Origin of the sequence: Paraglaciecola sp. 20A4 (genome assembly GCF_011378905.1) — a bacterium.
In the GTDB taxonomy this organism is placed as follows: domain Bacteria; phylum Pseudomonadota; class Gammaproteobacteria; order Enterobacterales; family Alteromonadaceae; genus Paraglaciecola.
On sequence record NZ_WTPY01000024.1, the window covers coordinates 1 to 21,389 of the forward strand.

A 21,389-nucleotide genomic window follows, 5' to 3' on the forward strand; every position below is an offset into this window, starting at 1 on the left:
ACGCAGTGGCCGTCGAAGTTACAACTGGAGTAATTTCAAGAAGATGCTAGAGTATTTCCAAATACAGAAGCTACAAGTTAGCAAAAGAGTTATCCATGTTGACTGGTATTAAAGTGAGTGTGATTTACACGGGTGAATATATAACTGAAGAGCCGGATGCGGTAATTCCGCACGTCCGGATCTGTGTGGGGTCGGCTCAGTGATGGGCCGCTCTACCACGATTGAAGATACCTCGGGCACTCAAGAAATTGGATAGTTATGAACTTAGATGATTTTTTAAAATTTAGTCTTCAATATGTAATTCCATTTATTGGGCTTCCGCTTCTTGGTGTTATTGTTGGCGCCTGGCTAACTAATTCTTTCTTTCCATTTAGATTAAAACGTAGGGAATGGCGGTGGGAAAAGGAGTTATGGGCGAAAGAGCGATTCTTTGAAACAGTTGCTCGGGTCAATTTTATTTCGGAACATTACCTAAAAGGTGAGCGTGATGATCATTTTTCCATGTCGAGCCTTGGTATGGCTGAAGCAGACAATGAAATTCTTAAATTAATTAAAGAACTGCATGCTGAAGGGCACAAAATTCGATTATACCTTAAAAAATCGGATGCACGGATGTTTGAGCAATATTTAGCTGACAGCCAAAATGGATATGATGGTGCCAAGGAGAGTTGGGGACAGTGGCACCAAGGAGACGAAACTGCTGAGATTCAACATACTGAAGAAAGTATTTCGTGGCAAGGGAAGCTGGCCAAGGAAGTTATTGAAAAGTTTAATTAATCTTCATAACAAGGCCAGGCACGGCGACGGCGTTTTCGTTGCTGCTTCGCCTCCACTACAAAGCCGCGCGCGCTGGCGGCGTTAAGCGCCAAGTGAAAATGGAGTTATCTCATGGAAAATTTATTAATGGAAATACTTACATAGACAGCCATCTTTAGAATCGTATTTGCAAAATACACGGCGCAATAAAACGACCAACTTGCTCCGCTGTTTATGCCAAGCGTTAGTTGTACATGGAGTATCAATCACTTGAGAATATTAATATTTTTATTAACGATTCTATTATCAGCAAATAATGCGCAGTCAATAGAAACTACTAATCTGAAAATTTTTGCGAATGATGATTTCAAAACAATACCTGTGCGTGTTTATATAGTAAAAGCAGATAAGTCACACAACCTGAATGCTGAAATATCTCATAATGAAGCGGTAAATGTTTTTAATATAGTTAATATCATCTGGAGGCAAGCAGGTATACACTTTGAAATTGAATCTATAGTCAATTTGCAAGCGTCCAATGAGGACCAATATATCGCAGCTAGAAAAAGAAAGGATCGAAAAATGAAGGTTATGAGGGATGTCTGCGATATTCCTAAACAAAGTAAAGGTGTCTTAAATCTATGTGTTGTAGGTCAAATGTCAAATAATAGTGGAGGCGTGTCTTTTAAAAGTACAAAACCCAAAGTTGTATGGCCAATAGCTCTTCGGAACGGCAAAAAGCCATTAAATCCTGCCACGTTAGCACATGAATTCGGGCACTTTTTAGGGTTACCTCACAATACGGAAAAGGATATTTTCCTCATGAGGGGAAGCGGAAATAATATGCTTCGTAATAAACAATTTAATACGATCCAATTAACTGAAAGTGAAATTGTTAAAGCCAGAAAAATGGCAATAAAGCTTTTTCATTAATGTCGTAAAGTACAACTAACAAATAAAATCAACAAAAACAAATAATAGTTGGCTTCGCTTCGCGACACAATTTTAGCCAACCATTACTTAGCGTGTTATTTGGTCGTCAATTGCCACTATACGGCTATATCTCGAAAAAACTCCAATATTCTTAATGACCGTTTTTCGCTCAGCCTTGTCGTTCGGTCGAAGACTTTTGCTGCAAATTGCAGGCGTTTTGATACAGCAAGATTAGATGTCACAGCCAGCACTGCAAGCACAGTAAAAGAGGCCAAAGCTTTTTTTATGAACTATTACATCAGCATTAATTCAGTGCCTCTTTTAATGATAAAAGCCTAATTATAATTGTTTTAGACACCGCGTTTTTCTGGACGTCAGACCGTTGACCAGCCATGACACTGTTTACAGAAACAAGCTTGTCATCTTTGATGCACACTAAAGACCTGATTGCTCTTTGACAGGGTATCAATTTTTCAAGAATAACAAGACTAGGGTGGGGGATTACAGGGAGATAAGCTCAATTTCCCAATTGAAAAAACTTCTCAGAAGGGTAATCAACAAGTCTTAAGGAGTCAATTGAACGTCATTTATTGGGTTTTAATCTTTGGGAGCCTCATCCTGCGATCCCTTCAAAACAGGTAAATTTAATAAGCTTGGCGCTGGTCTATGTGGTTGCAGTTAAGCCTCACATAATTCAAAGACCGTATGATGGCTAGATTATCGAGAGTTAGTCCAATTTGCTCTACTTAGAGAGGTTAAGATCTTGCCATACTCGATTAGCGCATCACCACATATGTGATGACTAACCTTGTTGATTTATCGGCATGCAATTGCCCAACAACATTGTAGACTAACAGCCGCTGGTGGTTACGGCATAATAAATAGGCTCAGCCGTAAAGGAAGTATCAACATTATAAAGCAAATTGCAGCTATCAAAGGTGCGTACCCTTTGGGGACTATATATAAGGATTTGCCACCCGGTACATCATATACCCCCCAATCTGCAGTAATGGACTCGTTCGCGCTCGCCATTATTTGGTAATTCCCATCTAAAGCTAAGATAACATTCGCACTTAAAGGGGAAATATTGCCAATAGTGGTGCTGATTGTCACTCCGTTGGCAGTAATAGAACCCGGTTCAAGATTTTGTTGCCCTGCTATAATTGCCTTAGCATAAATAAGAGAGTTGGCTGATTTTAACGCCCCCTCTACTGCATTTAATTCGGCCGCAATGGCATCACCCTTTAAGTCTATAAACTTAGGGGCGGCGATTACAGCCAGAATGCCTAAGATAACAATGACGATAATGAGCTCAATTAGCGTAAAACCCTGCTGTACCTTTTTATGCATACTGATGCTTTTCCTTTTTTACATAACTAAATATAAGTCCACTAATATACATTTTTTTAACAAACAGGTAGCTGCTTTTATGTTTCTTTCCGTGCAGCCTGCCCTGGATGGCGTGTTGCCTATTGGTTTGAAATTATTTTTGTCTGGATCCCTACTTGTTGTTAGATAACACCGATGAAAAGGAAATGAATAATTAACGAGAAAAATTATTTCAATAATTTTGACAGCGAGCGCTTCCTTTTACTGCCGGTGAATCTAAAAATATCACTTTGTACTCGGCAGCGATCAAATTTCATCAAAATTAAGAATGACTCACATCGCTTGATGTAGGGTTATTTATTTACCTCTGTTTTTATAGACATCGTAGCGATATTAATATTTTATGGTTAAATTAAATTTGCTAGCATCAACTCAGTGCTTATTTTTATGGAAGAGCAAAATTTGAAATCTAATTCACAGGGTTTTACGTTAATTGAACTTATTATTGTTATCGTTATTTTAGGTATTCTTGCGGTCGTAGCTGCACCTAAATTTATCGATCTTAATTCTGATGCGCGGATCGCGACGCTTGAATCATTAGCAGGGAGTATGCGCACAGCATCTAATTTAGTTCATTATAAGGCTGTTTTAGAAAGCAAGACCGACTGCTCCACTGACCCTACAATTGAAGTGGATGGAGAAAACATTACCTTGCGCTGTGGTTACCCTTGTCCCCACCCAAATGGCATAGCTAAAGCGGTTGAGGCTGAAGACCCTTTTGTTTGGGTAGGGGGGAATTGTAGCGGACAACTAGGAGCGATAGACGTGCGTATTAGTAATGCCCCTGAACCAAATAACTGCCAAATTCATTATGTTTCAGCAAGATCGAGTAGAGCTCCTACGTTCACTACTACCACTTCAGGTTGTTAAAGTAAGTCGAAGTGGTGTTAGCGAAGTGGGCTTGGTCGTAATGTGCAAAGCTCAGTAATGATTGTTCATTTTGGCGTTATGCTCACAACGTTAAAAATGTCTCATCATCTAAAGTACGAAGTGCCATACAGTCGCTGTCTTTGCCAATGATCATCGATTTATCGACACGTACATTACTTCCAGCATAGTGGCCAGCTGCGGTAAATGTGCATATTTGTACGTAATAATTACCAATTTTGGGTAAGGCAAACAGTTGTTGGTATATCTGTTCCCGCTCGCCAAATGCACCACCTTTATCTTCAAGTACGGTACTGTCAGCATCGATAAGTTGAATGTTTTCACCGCAACGTCCGACGATAGGCTTGGTTACATAACCTGTTGCTTTAAGCTCATCACTTAGCTCGAAACTGGTGTTAAGTAATAAAGGATGATTGGGAAACAACGACCACAGCACGGGTAGTATCGCTTTGTTACTGGGGATCAATGTCCACAGTGGCTCGTACACCATAATGTCATCATTCAGTAATACATCGGACAGCTGTACGGCTTGCGTGGTATCTGTCTTGTGCGACGCGAGGGCATTTTCTTCTTGGCGAAGTTGATTTAATGCCGTTTCCCAGGCCCATGTTTTCCATACCCAACGAATAGGGTTACCGTGCTGGTCGAGAATTTTACCCTGCTCACTAATGGTTAACGTCTTTAAGCCAATCACTCTGACACAATTAAAACCAGCGGCTTCTATGGCTTTTTTCATAAATAGCGCGTGGTAGTCTTCTTCCGGGTCAACATCTTGCAGAACATGTATTGTTCTATCCGGTGCATCAAATACATCACACTCTTGCCACGCACCGACTAATTCCTTAAATAAATCGGCACCGTTATCAAGGCCATTTTTGATCCCCACATGCCGAGCCCACTTGCCTTGAATTTTACCTGCTTCCATATAGCAAGAGGCTGAATCACAGTTGTATTCATAGACTTTGAGCCCTTGGGCGGTCATAGCAAAATCAAATCGGCTGGTGATCAGTTGATTGTGACGGTTATCCCATGAGCGTGTTACTTTTGGCAATATTGCGCTAGGTAATTCGAACGAATGCAATAGCTCCGGATGCTGCAATACATAATCAGTTGCATGCATAAATAAACCATGCAGTTCATCAGTAGCTGATTCCAGTGCGTCTACCGCGCTTTGCGATACCGCAAAATATTTGAAATAATCTTCTTTTACCGACGTTAACCAATGCCCTTTCATCATATCTACGTAGGCCGCTTCGTCTTCGTTAGCAATATTTAACCAAGGGCTTTCAATGCAATCAGACTGATTTTGCTGGGCCAATTTTATTTGAAATAATGCAGGGGAGGGTTCGGGCAGCTGAACACTGTGTAAGGTATCTGCAGTTTGCGTCACCCAGCCTAAAATACTCGAGCCAGTAAACGCGCATTTAAGCCAATAGTCGCCTTTAGCGCCTATTTTCGCTTCAATTTCCCGGGAATAAGGTTGCGCATTGGGCCAGCGGGTAAAATTCATGTTTTGCTCAGCCACGCGGATCTTATCGTCGAAAACCTCTGTTACTATGGCGATGTGACCGGTGTGCTCAAATTCGCCGCCTTCATCCCAAATTAGCATACTGCCCACTTCAGGTCGTCGAAGTGAACCATTGGCAAAAGCATTGAGGGGCAGCTCTACATTGTTCACCACATCGCGAATAGAGCGCAATTTGAATATTTCATAGGCCATGGACACGTCATTAAATATATGTCCCAAATTGATATACAACCAGCGCCTTGCAAACTCTACACATTGCCATTTGTAGCCCATGTAAATGCCGTCGTAATAACTGCGAAATGCCTTGCGATTCGGGTATATAGCGTCGTCGACTGTGTCGTAGTCCGACGAGTAACTGACCACACCGTCAGCGGTAGTACCTTGTACTTTACCAAAGTCCAAAGAATGGGCTTTTTCTTCTAGCGACATTGATTTGCTGTGCGGTTGTGGCATAGGTATTCCTTAACGAAAATAATATCTGATACTGGTTATTTGAGTCGTAGCTGCAAATAAGCATTCTTTGCAAACAATAGGCAGTAGACGCAGTTATTCCTATAAAAGTCACAACCATTTACCCTGAGAAATAAAAGGCTATGGACGAGTGGCTTGTCGGTGACTCGTTCATTAAATAACGCCTTGCGATTACACTGAAACTCCTTTAAATAAGCACTTCGGTTATACTTTCATTTAGAATTATTTTTGGAACGCAACATGTTTGAGCAATTTCACGCAGCGATAGCACCGTTTTTAACGTTTTTTGGCGACAATCCCTATACACAGGCGGGGCTGGTAATTGTGCTTTCGTTTGTGGTTGCATCCCTTTTTAAATATGTGCTGATAGTGGGTTTGCAAGCTGTGATTGCACGTATTCATATTACCTTAGACAGCAGCTTTTTAACGTTACTGCATACCCCTATTTATTACAGTTTATTACTGATGGGATTTTCTAGCGCGGCACTGATAATTGCGCCAGCTGATCTTTACGCCCATATTATTTTTTCCTCGCTGCAGTCGGTGGCAATATTGATTTGGTCAGCGTTTTTCCTGCGCGCCAATCATGCGTTGTTAAGCAAAATAGCCGGTAACCCTAATCGTTTTCATGCGGTGAATAATAAAACCTTACCCTTATTCTTAAATTTGGTGAATATCATTATTTTGGTGCTTGCCGTGTACTTTGTTTTCTCAGTTTGGGGCGTTGACATGACCGCGTGGCTGGCATCAGCGGGCATAGTGGGTATTGCTGTGGGTTTCGCCGCAAAAGATACCTTGGCTAATTTGTTTTCCGGCGTGTTTATTATGGCTGATGCACCTTACAAAATCGGCGATTACATCGTACTTGATTCGGGGGAACGAGGTGAAGTGACACATATAGGAATGCGCAGTACCCGTATGCTGACCCGAGAAGATGTAGAAGTGACCATTCCTAACTCGGTTATGGGAAACTCGAAAATTATCAATGAGTCAGGCGGCCCCCATGAAAAATCCCGTTGCCGGATACCAATTGGTGTTGCCTATAATGCTGATATTGACGAAGTACGCGAAGTGCTGATGCAGATTGCTCACGCAGAAAAAGAATATGTCTGTGACGATCCAGAACCACGAGTACGTTTTCGTCGCTACGGTGCTTCAGCTCTTGAGTTCGAATTATTAGTTTGGATAACCAAGCCTGCACTCAAAGGACGAGTTATCGATATTTTGAATAGCCAAATTTTCAAGCAATTCAACCAGCACAAAATTGAAATACCTTATTCGAAACATGACCTGTATATAAAAGAGATGCCCAATCGCGAGCCAAAGGTCATTCACGATGAAAGTAATAGGCCAATTTAGACTAGGCTAAGTCGTAAACACATTGATTGATTATTCCTCGGTAGAACGTTTTCTGAGTGAAATAGACTGACAAGGTAAATAAATGTCTAACAGACACTGCTTGGCGTGCCAGATTTACTACTAATAAGTAAAGTTTGTGCTCAGTTGAAAGGGGCGTGGCCGATTTTACCTATCAGTGTCGGTGCGCTTTCGCTATCAGCATCAGGTGCTTTAGGGTAAAATGCCCCATAGAAAAGTTTAAAATAGAACAAATGTGAATCAATCCAGTCCCATCATATTAATAAAAAATGCCACAGTGTACTCACCTAAGAACCTTGGTTTGGTTCATCTGGTGATCGCCGGTGGTAAAGTCGTTTATATTGGCAAAAAATGTCCTTCCTTAGGCGACGAATTGGCCGTTCAAACGATAGATGCCCAAGGTCAGGCTGTGATCCCAGGGTTTATTGACGGCCATACGCATATTACTGGCGGTGGCGGGGAAGCGGGTTTTTCAACACGCGTTCCCCCTGTTCCCTTAAGTCAGTTTACCCGTGCTGGGGTGACTACTGTGGTTGGGTTGTTAGGCACAGATGACTTAACGCGTAATACCGAATCAATTATTGCTCAGGTATACGCTTTGCGTGAAGAAGGGATATCAGCATACTGTTACACTGGGGGTTATCACTTGCCGCCAACTACGCTGACAGGCTCTGTTAAATCTGACATCGTGTTTATCGAACCCATTATAGGTGTTGGTGAACTCGCGATTAGCGACCATCGTTCTAGCCAGCCCACGTTAAATGAGTTATTAAAAATAGCATCAGAAGCTCACGTGGCGCGTTTAATGACCGGCAAAGCTGGGATTTTACATCTGCATTTGGGGGATGGCGAACGGGGTTTATCGCTTATTCGTGAGGCACTAAGCACTGCTGAAATTCCTGCCAGAACGTATAATCCTACGCATATCAATCGCCGTAAGGCGTTATTCGATGAGGCATGCGATTTAGCAAAGCAGGGTTGTTGGGTTGACGTCACGGCATTTGAAACAGGTGATGTTGGCTATGAACCTGCTGAAGCGTTAATGCGTTATATGGGGCAAGACCTGCCCCAAGATAAACTGACCATTAGCTCTGATGGCGGAGGCTGTTTACCCTGCTTTGATCAACATGGTCATATGACTAAGATGGATTTTGCCAGTTCTTCGTCAATGACGGATGTGTTTTATCAATTGTTAGATGAAGGTGTCAAAATGGAAGCCTGTTTGCCATTTTTTACCAGTAATGTTGCAGACTTGATGAATTTTAAAAATAAAGGCCGATTAACCCTAGGGTGTGACGCTGATTTGTTAATACTAGACCCTAAAATGCGTATCAAACATGTTATGGCACAAGGCCAATGGCATGTATTTGATCAGCAAATAATTAAAAAAGGGTCGTTTGAGGAATGAATATGCCGTCTCCCGACGTAAATGGTACCCAACGAGGTTATATTATCCCTATTGGTGGTGCTGAAGAAAAAATAGACAAACCAATGATTCTACAACGCTTTGTAGATCTTGCAGGTGGAAAAGATGCCGTTATCTGTGTTATCCCGACTGCCTCTCAGCTTGATGATACGGGTGAGCGTTATGAAAAAATATTTCAGGAATTGGGTGCGGGTAACACTTTCTCACTGCCCATAACTGAACGCGCTGACGCGCAGAAACAAGAATATGTGGATAAGCTTGAGAAAAGTACCGCTATATTTATTACCGGTGGTAATCAGCTAAGATTATCGACTATTTTAGGGGGAACCCCTATCGTGACTGCTATTCGCCAGCTAAACGCCAAAGGTGTGCATTATGCTGGAACCTCAGCGGGCGCTGCTATTGTCTCTCAGCATATGATAACGGGTGGAAATACCGGTATCGTGCCTACAGCAGATGGCGTAAGCCTTGCTCCAGGCATGGGGTTAATCAATACGGTTGTCATTGATCAGCACTTTAATCAACGCAATCGTCTGTCTAGGTTGCTCAGCGCTGTGTCCTATAATCCATTTTTAATTGGAATGGGCTTAGATGAAGACACTGCCGCATTTATCGACGGTGATAACGTGTTGACCGTAGTCGGTAGCGGTGCGATTACAATCATCGATCCAACTGACATTGAGCATTCCTCTATGGCCGATGCGGGTGGCGATGATGCGCTGACATTATTGAACTTGAAAATGCATATCCTAGCGCCAGGTAGTCGCTATGATATAACGAACAAACAGGCCTATATTAAATAACATCTGCACTCGATATTTTTATGTTGTGCCCATATAAAAAACAGTAGCTTAGGCTGCTGTTTTTTTATACCTTAGATGCATCCAAGTCGGTGAAAAAATCAGTAACAATAGTCTTCACGCTAAATTGTCTGCTCGACGTCCTACAAAAACAAACTAAAAGGAAGAACGCTATGAAGATAATTAGCACAAATGTGTATGTTGGCCCCAATGTGTACGCAAATTTTCCTGTTATTCGACATCAAATCGATATTGGCGAGTTAGAAAACTGGCCTTCAGTAAAGCTGGGTGAAAATTTCATTAATGGTTTAGTTTCTGCTCTGCCTACGTTGCAAAGTCATGGTTGTTCCTATCGCGAAGATGGCGGATTTCTGCGTCGGCTTAAGGAAGATGAGGGTACCTGGATTGGTCATATCTGGGAGCACGTTGCATTAGAATTACAACACTTAGCTGGTTCAGATGTTACTTATGGTAAAACCCGTAGTACTGGAGCTCCTGGCTGTTACGATGTGGTTTATCAATATAAGCAACGTGATGTAGGGCTTGAAGCGGGACAATTGGGCTTGCGCTTATTGACACATTTGATGCCTCGCGAAGTGCAAGAAGCACTCGTGACGAAAGTCAGCGACGATTTTGATTTTTCAGAAGAGCTACACGATTTTATTCGCATGGCCCAACGTAAAGAGTTTGGCCCCAGTACCGGTTCATTGGTCAGTGCCGCTGAAGCGCGTGATATTCCATGGTTACGACTCAATAACTATTCGTTGGTGCAGTTCGGTCATGGCAAGTTTCAAAAACGCATTCAAGCTACTATTACTAGCGAAACAAAGCACATCGCAGTTGAAATATCGTGCGACAAAGAAGATACCCATAACCTATTGAATGATTTAGGTTTGCCTGTCCCTCAACAAGTTATGGTCTATGGTATCGCGCAAGCAATTCGCGCTGCAAAAAAGATCGGGTACCCCGTTGTTGTTAAACCGCTTAATGCGAATCATGGACGCGGTGTAACCATTAATCTACTCAGTGATGAACAGGTCAGTGTTGCATTTGAAGAAGCGCAACAATTTGGTACGGGCAAGGCGGTATTGGTTGAAAGCTATCTAAGCGGTTTTGACCACAGAATGCTGGTGGTGAACAATGAATTAGTGGCCGTGGCTAAACGTGTGCCTGGCAACGTAGTCGGCGACGGTAAAGCGACAATCAGCGAATTAGTCGATACCGTCAACTTGGATCCACGCCGGGGTATCGGTCACGAAAAAGTATTGACCCGACTCGAGTTAGACAATCAGGCTATGCGCTTGCTTGAAGACGCGGGTTATGACGAAAATACCGTGCTGGATGATGGGCAATTATTTTATCTTCGCTCTACTGCTAACCTTTCGACTGGCGGCACATCTATCGACGTGACGGATATCGTCCATCCTGACAACCGTGATATGGCGGTGCGTGCCATCAAAGCCATTGGTTTGGATATTGGCGGAGTCGACTTTCTGACCGAAGACATCAGCAAATCTTATAAAGAAATTGGTGGCGGGATCTGCGAATGTAACGCGGCTCCTGGTTTTAGAATGCATGTCGCGCCCAGTGAAGGCAAGCCACGCGACGTATCAGGAAAAGTAATGGACATGCTGTTCCCGCTGGGAAGCGAAGCGCGAATTCCAGTGGCTGCCATTACCGGAACCAATGGTAAAACAACCACCAGTAGAATGCTCGCCAGTATTGTTAAAGCCGCCGGCTATACCACGGGTATGACCTCTACCGACGGGGTTTACATAGATGGTCATTTAACCGTAAAAGGCGATATGACTGGGCCCACATCTGCACAAATAGTGTTGCGTGACCCCAGTGTCGATTTTGCCATACTAGAAACTGCTCGTGGTGGCATAGTTAAGCGTGGCTTGGGTTACACTGAAGCAAATGTGAGTGCATGTCTTAATGTGACGGCTGATCATTTAGGCCAACGTGGCATAAACACAGTCGAACAATTGGCGCAAATAAAACGTGTTGTAGTTGAAGTCGCCAAAGATTGCGTGGTGCTCAACGCAGACGATATCTTATGTCTGCAAATGGCTGATTATTGCGAAGCTGAGCATATCTGTTACGTGACCATGGATCCAGGACACGGCTTGGTCAGAGAACATATTCGCCGGGGCGGTTTGGCAGCTGTACTTGAAAAGGGCATTAATGGAGACATGATCACCATATACGACAAAGGCGCACATATTCCATTGTTATGGACGCACCTTATCCCTGCCACAATAGAAGGCAAGGCAATGCACAATGTGCAAAATGCCATGTTTGCTGCGGCGATGGCCTACAGCTTTAAAATTTCCCTTGAAGATATTCGTCAAGGTTTGCGTATTTTCAACACGTCCTTCTATCAAGCGCCTGGCAGATTGAATATTTATGATGAACATCCGTTTAAAGTCATACTTGATTACGCTCATAACCCCGCAGCTATTCAAACGATAACTGATTTAGCTGGGCGACTGGATGTAACAGGTAAGCGACGTTTAGTGATAGCCATGCCTGGTGATAGGCGTGACGAAGATATTATCGAAGCGGCCAATATAACAGCCAAAGGCTTTGATACCTTTATCTGTAAAGCTGATGATGACAGACGTCGTCGTGGTCATGATGAAGTACCTCAGTTGTTGAAAAATACGTTGCTCGAAGCGGGGGTTAGCGATTCCGATATTCAAGTTATCCCCAGTGAAGAGGAAGCAATTGAAATTGCTTTAAGCCAATGCCAACAGGGAGATTTGTTGATTATATTGGGAGATGATATTACGCGCTGCTGGAAACAAATAGTGCACTTCAATGGCGGTGAAGACGTGAAGCCGAGTCAAGAAGAGCCTTCTCGTGACTACCCGGAAAAATTATTTGAGTCCATTGAGCACAAGTTCGAATTAGCGGAAGGTCAAAGATTGGTGCATGACGAACGGGGTGTACGTTTAATTGTGGAACATGATGAGGAGTCAGACTAATTGAGCGCAAGTGCAAGTAGCGTGATAGAGCTTGATGAAGTCAGGCGCCTGACCGGGCCTAATCTTTTATGGGATAGGCCTGGCGCTATCGTGGATGTTTTATTGACAGGTGTTGATAAACAGGCGGTGTTGAAGCACTGGCAAACGTGGATTGAGCGGCTGTTAGCTCATTTTGGCTGGGAAAACGAGACACATATTTATCGAGAACACGAATACGGTTTTAATTTTGCCATTAGCGCCCCTGTGGACGCGCTATACACCGCTTGTGAGCTAGCTGAACTCGCATGGCATTGTTGCGCCAATGAACTACAAAATATTGCCTTACCACAGTGGCAGCAGCGGCTAAACGAACTTAAGGTTGAACTTGCTCAAGAACGAAATCCGCAGCTGTTGGCTATTATCAGTGCGGCTGAACATCATCATGTGAGCTGTTTATTTGATGATGATGAATTGAGTTTAGGGATGGGGGTCAACCAGGATCGTTGGCCAGTACGAGAGTTACCCGATTTGCATCAAATCGATTGGCGCGAATATAAGGATATTCCCTGTGCGCTTATTACCGGAACCAATGGTAAATCTACCTGTGTGCGACTAGCTTCACAGATCGCCAAAGCACAAGGGATGTGTGCTGGGGTCACCTCCACCGACTTTATTCGAGTGGGCGATGAGATCATCGATCATGGAGATTATTCAGGACCGGGTGGAGCTCGCATGTTATTGCGCGATAAACGCACCGAACTCGCTTTTCTTGAAGTCGCTCGTGGCGGGATCCTACGTCGTGGTTTGCCGGTAACTAAAGTAGATGCAGCGCTGATTACGAACGTAGCCAGCGATCATCTTGGCCAATATGGTATCAATACTGTAGAAGAGTTAGCCGAGGCTAAGTTTGTGGTGGCCAAGGCCTTAGACGAAAATGGGGTATTGGTACTCAATGCTGATAATGCATTAGTTATTGAGCAGTCAAAGAAGCTCGACAACACTCTGTGTTGGTTTAGCCTTGATGAATTTAATCCACTTATTCAACAACAAATCGGCAAAGGTGAACGTGCGGTTTTTGTTCGCTCAAATGAGTTGGTCTATCATCACCGAGGTACTTTTGAAGCCATCTGTAAGGTGAGTGATATTCCGATGACGTTACAGGGAGCCGCCGAGCACAATATACAAAATGCACTGGGCGTTGTGGGATTAAGCAAAGCATTGGATTTATCAAATAACGCTATTGTTTCTGGGTTGATGAGCTTTGGTAGTAATGCCCAAGATAATCCTGGGCGAGGTAATGTTTATCAGCTTAAAGGCTGTCAAGTCATAGTGGACTTCGCCCATAATGAGCATGGTATGAAGGCGGTGGTCAATATGGCTCGCCAAATGCCCGCTAAGAAGTATATTGCCATGTTTGGCCACGCAGGAGACCGCAGTGACCAAGAATTATATGCGCTCACTGACGCTGTGCTTGAACTTGACGCCGCTCTATATATTCCTGTTGAGGTCGAAAAATATTTACGTGGTCGAGAATTGAATGAAGTCTCTGGATTGGTCAAGCAACATATGTTGCACAGACAAATCCCAGCACAACATATTCAACTTGCTGGAAGTGCACTAGAGGGCACTAAATTAGCATTGGAGCATGCATCACCCGGAGATGTTATTTTGCTATTTGTACTCGATGAACGTGAGCAAGTGCATAAATGGCTTAGTAATTTTCCTGATTAAGTGATGGATACTGAAGCAAAGACCTTTTAAGTTCAGCGTTATTCATGTAAATGCGGGGTGGGAAATCTTAAGCTAATTTTAGCCCCGCCCAATTCACTATCTTCGATAATCAAGGTGCCTTGGTAGGCGTCTACTAAATCTGCTACCACGGCCATGCCTATGCCTTGGCCTTCTTTGTAACTGTCTAAGCGAGTGCCTCTAGTGAGCAATAACTGACGTTTCTCTTTAGGAATACCTGGGCCGTCATCTTCCACGTCAATTTGGACAAAATTAGGGTAGCTCTCTACGCTTGCCCGCACAGTGAGGTTGGCAGCTTTACACGCGTTGTCTAGTAGGTTGCCGAGCAACTCCATCAGATCCGTGCTGTCGCCATAAAAATATCCTTTGGCCTCGCTTATTTTTTGCGTTATATCGAGATTTTTTTGCGCGTGAACTTTATTCATAGCATTAATCAGCTTTGCTAAGACAGGGGCTATGTCAACGGCTTGTTCCCATGCCGCTGCACTGCCGGCAACTGCGCGCTTAAGTTGCCGTTGTATTTGCACATCAATTTGATTAATGGGCTCTTTAGCATCTTCCGGCAAGGCGGTATTACCTGACAACACGGCTAAAGGGGTTTTTAAACTGTGAGCAAGATCACTCAAGCTATTTTTATAGCGGCTTCGCTGTTGCTGCTCAGTAGCCAATAAATTATTAATGCTGCGCTTGAGCTTTTCAAGCTCAGGAGGGTAAGTCTGGCTTATGTGTTGAATATGCCCTGACTCTGCTTGTTTTATTTGCTTTATTAAGTGATTAATCGGCCATAACGCAGCGTTTAAGCTAATAATAAGTAGGGCAAGTAGTACCAATGCAATCAAACTTAACCAGCGCCAAAGTGTACTAATAAAGTTTTGTTCTTCGGTGTTATAAGCACTTTTGTCTTGCAGTATATAGAAGCTGACCGGCACAAAATGTCCCCCTGCGTCAAATTCAGCAGTGTAGGCAAATAGAAAGTACGGCGTGAGTAATTGAAAATCTTCGTTGAAGCGTTCGTTACCTATATCTGGCGCTATAAACTCAGGCATAACTTGCCAGTTAAGCGAAGACAAAGAGCGCCATACTAGGTGACCATCAATTTTAATAAACGCATATAAACCTGAGCCAGGAATGTTTAGTTGGTCATTGAAGAGTTGCTCGGGCATTAATGGCTGATCGTCAGACATTTCGAATTCAGAGATTAGTGTTAAGCTTTGCACGCGAAGTTGCTGCAACATTGATTGACTTAAACTATTGGTAAATGCGCCCTCAAGGGTAAGCGCCGTCAGAGGTATAAATACGACTAAAACGAGCAGCGCAGCGGCAAAGCTACGCAACCGTAGAGATAAATTATGCACCAGTTAGACTTGGAATTCTCGGCTGATGCGATAGCCGCGTCCGCGCATGGTTTCTATCGGATTAATGAGGCCTTCAGGGTCAAGCTTTTTGCGCAAACGCCCAACGAATACTTCAATTACGTTACTGTCTAAATCAAAGTCTTGATCGTAAATATGTTCGGTCAACTCGGTTTTAGACACCACTTTTTTAGGATTAAGCAGTAGATATTCCAATACTTTATATTCGTAAGCTGTTAACTCAATATCTGCGCCATTGACGCTGACTTGCTCACTTAAGGTATTTAGACTGACAGGACCAAGTTCAATGGTAGGGCTCGCTTGACCGGCTGAGCGACGAATTAGCGCTTTTACCCGCGCTAATAACTCTTCATTTTGAAAGGGCTTAGTCAAATAATCATCGGCACCTGCGTCGAGTCCTTCAACTTTTTCTTGCCAGCGATCACGCGCCGTTAAAATCAGAATAGGGCAGGCAACATTACTTTTTCGTGCTTTTTGAATGACTTCAAAACCATCCATTACCGGCAAACCGATATCGATAATGGCTAAATCGTAAGGGTGTTCATTTAACAGGAAAAGCGCCTTTGCACCGTCATCGGCTAAATCTACGCTGTAACCATTGGTCCGTAAAAGAGCGTCTAACTGGGTTAATAAACGGCTGTCATCCTCGACAATTAAAATGCGCATTAGTCGTCCTTTTTACTGGTTTTCAATACTCGTCCAGAGCGTTTATCAACGTCAACATTAACGACTCGCCCAGACTTTTGTAGAACCTTTACACGATATTTATTTTTACTTTGATCAACTTTTAACACACGGCCTTGTACTTGCTGCTGAGCTTTTTGAGCAGCCTGACTTTTATCTATTTTGGCACTATCGTCTTGGGCATAAGCATACCCAAATAAGCCAGTAGACAAGCTAATAAGTAGCACAAATAATGTATTTTTAGCGATATGTTTCAACGATTGACCCCATTCACAAACGGTTACGTACTAGTTTAGCGCAATCGATCCTCCGGTGGAAACAATTCCAAGCAGGTAATGCCTACCAGTGAAGATGTTAGCGACGATAATTAGCATACTCTGGCTAAACTGAATTTGGCCTGAATTAGCCTTGTATTTCGTTATGCAATGCTTGGGCATCTTCTCGACCGTAAAAGTCATGCGCGGAATCAAGCGCACTTTGCAGCAAGCGTTTACTTTCCGTTAAACGACTTAATCCGTGAAGTGTGTACCCAAGGTGGTATTGAATCAAAGGTGATGTGGCTTCACGCAGAGACGCTTCTCGCAGCACAGTTAATGCTTCAGTGTATTTTCCTTGTTGAGCAAGGGTCCAACCATAAGTATCGAGTACATTAGGGTTTTCGCGATCTAGTTCGTAAGCTTGAGCTGCAAAATCAGCACTTTTAGGCAAATATTTTGGCAAATAAAGCCATGCTAGGCGGTTTAGTAGGGCGGCTTTGTCAGGCACTTCTGATAACGTCAGTAGTGCTTCATAATGGCGTAACGCTTGGTCAGGTTGATGGTTGTAATAATAATATTGCGCGAGCAAACTACGCGGAAAGTAGCGTGATGGCTGATCAATCACTAATTGATTAGCTATTGCCACAAATGACGAAACTGCAATACCGTTGCTAGCAAAGCTAAACAGTTTACTGAGGGCTAAATCGAACTGTGGATCCTGCGTTAAGGCTTTTTCATATAGAGACTGCGCCAATTTAAGATCTTGTTGTTGTTCCGCTAAACGACCTTGTATAAAGGGTACATTAGCTAGCAATGGGTATTTTTTAGCTAATTCATCAATGCGCCCAGCGACTTGGTCCGTTAGTCGATTATTCAACATAAATTCAATCACTTGCAAAGCCAGCGCTGGATTTTCTGGACGAAGCGCTTGGGCTTGAGACAGCGCGTCCATAGCACGGCGATTATCGCCCTGGTTGATATACAGTTTAGCGAGTGCAAATAGTGCTTGGGGATTGTCTCGACCTAAATAACTGAGTTTGTGAAGCATTTGTTCAGCCTCAATCATCTCGTGGCGTATTTGATGTAATTGGGCTTTCTTAACAATATATTTTACAGCATCCGGACGCAGCGCAAGTAACTTGTTAACCTGATAGAGTGCATCTTTACCATCGTGTTGATCTAGGGCTATATACATCAAGCCCTCCCTAGCTTCTATATTATTAGCACTGAGATTAAGCACCGTATTATATCGCTCTTTCGCCAGTTCAAATTCGTTATCCTTCGTGTTGATTTTCGCTACTAATAATAAAGAAGGTAAATGTAACCTGTGATCCTGCAGAATAAGTCTGAGCGTACGCAGGGCTTCCCCATTATCACCTTTTAAGTACCAGATATTAGCGAGATTGAATTGTGCGGCGACCATATTAGGTTGTAATCGTAATGCGTATTCAATGGTAAGCAATGCATTATCTAATTTGTTTTGCAGGGTTAATACTGATGCGTTGAGATTTAAATAACTGACATTTTTTGGCTGCATACTAAGCAGTTTTTCGCTACTTTTAGCTGCCATTTCAATGTTATTCGCTAAAATATTCATCACACTGTGAGTAATAAGAATTCGCTCGTTATTTGGTTCTTTGGTCAAAAGCGTTTCAAGTATCCGTAAACCTTCGGTGGGTTTTTGCCGCGCTAAAAATAACTTTACCGCGTAAAGTTGAACATCAGTGCTGTCAGGGTACAGCGGTTGTAATTGGGTGAGTAACTCAACCCCTTTAAATATTTTCCCGCGACTCAAGTACAACTCACCGAGCAACAAAGCACCATCAATATTGCTAAGTAATTTAGGCTCGTGTAACTCCAAGACGGCAAGTGCGGCTTTGTCTTTACCCAGTGCTAATAAAGTCTTTGCGAGTAAGGTACTGATTTGTACATCAGGTTCGCTGATGGCTTGCAATCGAGTAAAATCACGCGCTGCTTGCTCTAAATTACCCTGTAGATATGACACCAGTGCACGCAGGTACAACAAAGGTTTTCGCTCATTAACGATCTCACTTGGCAGACTGTTGATTTTCCCCGCGAGCGTTGCGAGTTCTTCATCTACAACGGTCTCAGCTTGGCCTTGTTGTAACAACCAACTATTAATCAAAAGCGCAAAAGGGTCATGAGGACTGGCGCTTAATATATTTTTTACAATATTAGTGGCGGCGAGATTGTCTCCCATAGCGAGATAAATATCAGCTAAATTACGCGATATGAATGGATTGTGTGGATCCAATTCAAAAGCGTGTATTAAATCTGTTTTAGCATGCGCTAGGTTGCCTTGTGCTTTTGCTAATTGCCCTTTGAGTTGCCAGCTGTTGGCATTGTTGTTGTCGTGTTCTAGGGCAAGATTAATGTAGTGCTCGGCTATCTCATATTTTTTGCTGGTCAAAGCAATGCTGGCTAACCCATTGACGCCGATTGAGTTTGAAGGTGAGATATCGAGGAGTTGTTGATATTTTTTTTCAGCACATTCTAGTTGTTCTAATAAACTACAGGCATTGGCTGCAATGCCTAGCCAGTTGACTTGCTGCTTTTTAGATAAAGAGCGGGGTAATGTAAAGGCGATGATCTCTTCAAAACGCTGCAATGAAATAAGGCTGTAGCCCCAATAATCGAGGTATTCATTTGCATCTGCACCATCAAAATAGGCTTTGGAAAATTCTTGCTCTGCCGCGGCATATTGCTCACGTATAAATAGTACCTTACCCATCAGAATATGTGCGGGCAAATAATTGGGTGCGCTATGTAAACTCGTTTTTAAATAGATATAGGCTTCGTCGAAACGTTCATCGTTATAGGCGCCTAGGGCTCTTTCATAATCAACCGTTTGCGCCATAGCAGCGTGGTTGCTTAGTAATATAAGTATCAGCATTGATAAGCACAAGATGCCAACCCTAATGTACTGAGAAAAAAAAGAGGAAACTGTAAACAACATATTGTAGACACCTGAAAGCGGATCTAAATGAATAAAAAAAGACGGCCAAAGCCGCCTAATTCATATTAATAGCAAGTTACCATGTTGATAACTAACTATACGGGCAATATCACGCCTGTTAAATTCGATGTTTCTTTCGACGAGACAATATTAGCCAACCAAAAGCTAGCCCGAACAATGTGGCTGAAGTCGGCGCACTGACTAAAATAGTAGGGGGCTTTGGCGCAGGGGCCTCATAATCGAATAAGAAATTATGGAATTCACGGGCTCCAGTATAAGAGACAGCTGCAAATGCACCATCAAATGACGCTCCCCCCGTTGTATTTGCATAGGGTGCAAGTACTGAACCTTTCAGCGCGAGATTTTTGAAATCGATATCAGTAGCTTCAAAGAAATTCCAAACGATATTGGTCGCTGTTTGTTGGCTAAAGCCATTGTTGAGGTTAACTCCACCACCTGCTGTAATATCAATACCAGCAACATTAATAACAACTGTTGATGCTGATGCTTGCTGTAAGCTTAATGAGTTATTCTGGGCGAATATATCCGACGCATTGACATTGAACACAGCGACGCTTTCGGTCCCCGTATAAAACAATTCGGCTTGATTGCCTGGGCCTGAAAAAGCACCGGTAGTTGCCAAGCCATTATAGTAAAGGCTATCGTTGTAGATATCTGCGAATACGGCATCTATCTCGGCATTAAGAACCGTTTGAGAAGCTTGCGTTGCAGACCCACCGCTACCATTGAGGTTAAAGTTGGCGTTACTTGAGTTGCTACCATATACAAGATTGTTACCATTTTGAATTGTGACGTGATTTGCTTTGATATCACCCACAATGGTTACAGCATCAATGGCGGCATTTGTATCGGGTAGCCGACTGCCGAATTCTACAGCTTGACCTGAACCATTTAGATTACCGCCGATTAGGGCCTTGCCCTCAACATCACCGCCTTGAAAATTATAATCTTCTAACAAAATAAGGTTATAAGTACCGATAGAACCTGAGGAGGCATGCGTGCTCATTGCACATGTACCAGCGAATATTAACGCTGCAATTTTTAAAGCAGGGTACTTCATTTACATCGCCCTTAATTAATTCAATGTCGTTTAAGCCGCCTTCATACCCAAATTCAAATATTTGTAAAACAACAAATTATTTTAATTTGAATATGATTGAGCTATAAGTTGTAAATTTTATTGACAGTTATAGTGCTTGATGTGTTGATAATAGCATACAGTATGGCGGGGTTAGTATTCGACTTTCTTCCTAAGTTGTTTTCTTTGACCAGATTTTTTCTTGGTATCAATTCTTCGAAGCTGAGAACCTTTTGTGGGTTTTGTCGCTTTACGGGTTTTTTGTACTACCGCTGCTTCACACACGATTGCAGCCAAACGTTCTAATGCATCTTGGCGATTCATTTCTTGGGTACGATGAGCTTGCGCTTTCAGGATCAATACGCCGTCTTGGGTGATACGATTATCGTTACTTTTTAATAATTGCTCTTTATAGAACTCTGGCAATGATGAGGCTTTGATATCAAAACGTAGATGGATGGCACTGGACACCTTATTAACGTTTTGCCCGCCAGCGCCCTGAGCGCGAATAGCAGTGAGTTCAACCTCATGATCTTGAAGCGAAATATAGCTTTTAATAAAAATCATCTTGTTGTCCTTTTGCGAATTTTTTCATCCTTTCACCACTGTGCTTACTACACTGCCTACTACACTATGGTCAATAAAGCGCGAGACAAACAGCTGATTTATCTCGCGCCAATGCTGAACAACAGCCTAGCGTGCTAAGGCTGATA

At 42.9% G+C, this 21,389-nt stretch carries 16 protein-coding genes; 8 read left to right on the plus strand and 8 right to left on the minus strand.

Going from position 1 to position 21,389, the window contains the following annotated elements; all coding sequences use genetic code 11:
- The first annotated feature begins 258 nt into the window (after positions 1-258).
- Positions 259-777, plus strand: coding sequence for a hypothetical protein (locus GQS54_RS17640; RefSeq protein ID WP_166425254.1), 519 nt, complete (start codon positions 259-261; stop codon positions 775-777).
- Positions 778-1,026: 249 nt separating this feature from the next.
- Positions 1,027-1,689, plus strand: a complete 663-nt coding sequence (locus GQS54_RS17645; protein WP_166425255.1) for a zinc-dependent metalloprotease family protein — start codon at positions 1,027-1,029, stop codon at positions 1,687-1,689.
- A gap of 867 nt (positions 1,690-2,556) precedes the next feature.
- On the opposite strand, the gene GQS54_RS23450 is transcribed toward GQS54_RS17645, so the two are convergent.
- Positions 2,557-3,039: a prepilin-type N-terminal cleavage/methylation domain-containing protein gene (locus tag GQS54_RS23450; protein WP_205967821.1), complete on the minus strand. Its 483-nt coding sequence runs from the start codon at positions 3,037-3,039 to the stop codon at positions 2,557-2,559.
- Between the two features lie 441 nt (positions 3,040-3,480).
- Here GQS54_RS23450 and GQS54_RS17655 point away from each other — a divergent pair, with 441 nt between their 5' ends.
- Positions 3,481-3,948, plus strand: coding sequence for a prepilin-type N-terminal cleavage/methylation domain-containing protein (locus tag GQS54_RS17655; protein WP_240919997.1), 468 nt, complete (start codon positions 3,481-3,483; stop codon positions 3,946-3,948).
- 82 nt (positions 3,949-4,030) lie between these two features.
- Here GQS54_RS17655 and GQS54_RS17660 read toward each other — a convergent pair whose 3' ends face one another.
- On the minus strand, positions 4,031-5,947 hold the full coding sequence (locus GQS54_RS17660; protein WP_166425257.1) for a glutathionylspermidine synthase family protein: 1,917 nt from the start codon (positions 5,945-5,947) through the stop codon (positions 4,031-4,033).
- 258 nt (positions 5,948-6,205) lie between these two features.
- Between GQS54_RS17660 and GQS54_RS17665 the strand changes: the two genes are divergently transcribed.
- The 5 genes from GQS54_RS17665 (at position 6,206) to GQS54_RS17685 (ending at position 14,268) form a co-directional block, all read left to right on the plus strand.
- Positions 6,206-7,324 carry a mechanosensitive ion channel family protein gene (locus GQS54_RS17665; RefSeq protein ID WP_166425258.1) on the plus strand — a complete coding sequence of 373 codons (1,119 nt, stop codon included), beginning with the start codon at positions 6,206-6,208 and terminating at the stop codon, positions 7,322-7,324.
- 253 nt (positions 7,325-7,577) lie between these two features.
- Positions 7,578-8,750 (plus strand): beta-aspartyl-peptidase, encoded by a 1,173-nt coding sequence (iadA, locus tag GQS54_RS17670; protein WP_166425259.1) that lies wholly within the window; start codon positions 7,578-7,580, stop codon positions 8,748-8,750.
- Positions 8,751-8,752: 2 nt separating this feature from the next.
- On the plus strand, positions 8,753-9,571 hold the full coding sequence (locus GQS54_RS17675; RefSeq protein WP_166425260.1) for a cyanophycinase: 819 nt from the start codon (positions 8,753-8,755) through the stop codon (positions 9,569-9,571).
- Positions 9,572-9,741: 170 nt separating this feature from the next.
- Entirely contained in the window at positions 9,742-12,558 is a 2,817-nt protein-coding gene (cphA, locus tag GQS54_RS17680; protein ID WP_166425261.1) for a cyanophycin synthetase, read from the plus strand.
- The gene (locus tag GQS54_RS17685; protein ID WP_205967822.1) at positions 12,559-14,268 is read left to right on the plus strand and encodes a Mur ligase family protein; all 1,710 of its coding nucleotides are present in this window, start codon (positions 12,559-12,561) and stop codon (positions 14,266-14,268) included.
- A gap of 38 nt (positions 14,269-14,306) precedes the next feature.
- On the opposite strand, the gene GQS54_RS17690 is transcribed toward GQS54_RS17685, so the two are convergent.
- The 6 genes from GQS54_RS17690 to arfB all read right to left on the minus strand — a co-directional run bounded on the left by GQS54_RS17690 (position 14,307) and on the right by arfB (position 21,243).
- A complete protein-coding gene (locus GQS54_RS17690) occupies positions 14,307-15,641 on the minus strand; it encodes an ATP-binding protein (RefSeq protein ID WP_166425262.1) in 1,335 nt (444 codons plus the stop codon).
- A 3-nt stretch (positions 15,642-15,644) separates the two neighbouring features.
- Entirely contained in the window at positions 15,645-16,325 is a 681-nt protein-coding gene (locus GQS54_RS17695; protein ID WP_166425263.1) for a response regulator transcription factor, read from the minus strand.
- The gene (locus GQS54_RS17700; protein WP_166425264.1) at positions 16,325-16,600 is read right to left on the minus strand and encodes a PepSY domain-containing protein; all 276 of its coding nucleotides are present in this window, start codon (positions 16,598-16,600) and stop codon (positions 16,325-16,327) included. Before GQS54_RS17700 ends, GQS54_RS17695 begins: the two co-directional genes overlap by 1 nt.
- Before the next feature lie 145 nt (positions 16,601-16,745).
- A complete protein-coding gene (gene prsT / locus GQS54_RS17705; protein WP_166425265.1) occupies positions 16,746-19,514 on the minus strand; it encodes an XrtA/PEP-CTERM system TPR-repeat protein PrsT in 2,769 nt (922 codons plus the stop codon).
- Between the two features lie 181 nt (positions 19,515-19,695).
- Positions 19,696-20,658, minus strand: a complete 963-nt coding sequence (locus GQS54_RS17710) for a choice-of-anchor A family protein (RefSeq protein WP_166425266.1) — start codon at positions 20,656-20,658, stop codon at positions 19,696-19,698.
- A gap of 171 nt (positions 20,659-20,829) precedes the next feature.
- Positions 20,830-21,243, minus strand: coding sequence for an alternative ribosome rescue aminoacyl-tRNA hydrolase ArfB (arfB, locus tag GQS54_RS17715; protein ID WP_166425267.1), 414 nt, complete (start codon positions 21,241-21,243; stop codon positions 20,830-20,832).
- Positions 21,244-21,389 lie beyond the last annotated feature (146 nt).

Bases quoted from the DNA above. Each gene is read 5' to 3' on its own strand.
- GQS54_RS17665 (WP_166425258.1), top strand. From the start codon at position 6,206: ATGTTTGAGCAATTTCACGCAGCGATAGCACCGTTTTTAACGTTTTTT.
- GQS54_RS17710 (WP_166425266.1), bottom strand. From the start codon at position 20,658: ATGAAGTACCCTGCTTTAAAAATTGCAGCGTTAATATTCGCTGGTACA.
- GQS54_RS17695 (WP_166425263.1), bottom strand. From the start codon at position 16,325: ATGCGCATTTTAATTGTCGAGGATGACAGCCGTTTATTAACCCAGTTA.
- GQS54_RS17640 (WP_166425254.1), top strand. From the start codon at position 259: ATGAACTTAGATGATTTTTTAAAATTTAGTCTTCAATATGTAATTCCA.
- GQS54_RS23450 (WP_205967821.1), bottom strand. From the start codon at position 3,039: ATGCATAAAAAGGTACAGCAGGGTTTTACGCTAATTGAGCTCATTATC.
- arfB (WP_166425267.1), bottom strand. From the start codon at position 21,243: ATGATTTTTATTAAAAGCTATATTTCGCTTCAAGATCATGAGGTTGAA.
- GQS54_RS17675 (WP_166425260.1), top strand. From the start codon at position 8,753: ATGCCGTCTCCCGACGTAAATGGTACCCAACGAGGTTATATTATCCCT.
- prsT (WP_166425265.1), bottom strand. From the start codon at position 19,514: ATGCTGATACTTATATTACTAAGCAACCACGCTGCTATGGCGCAAACG.
- GQS54_RS17660 (WP_166425257.1), bottom strand. From the start codon at position 5,947: ATGCCACAACCGCACAGCAAATCAATGTCGCTAGAAGAAAAAGCCCAT.
- cphA (WP_166425261.1), top strand. From the start codon at position 9,742: ATGAAGATAATTAGCACAAATGTGTATGTTGGCCCCAATGTGTACGCA.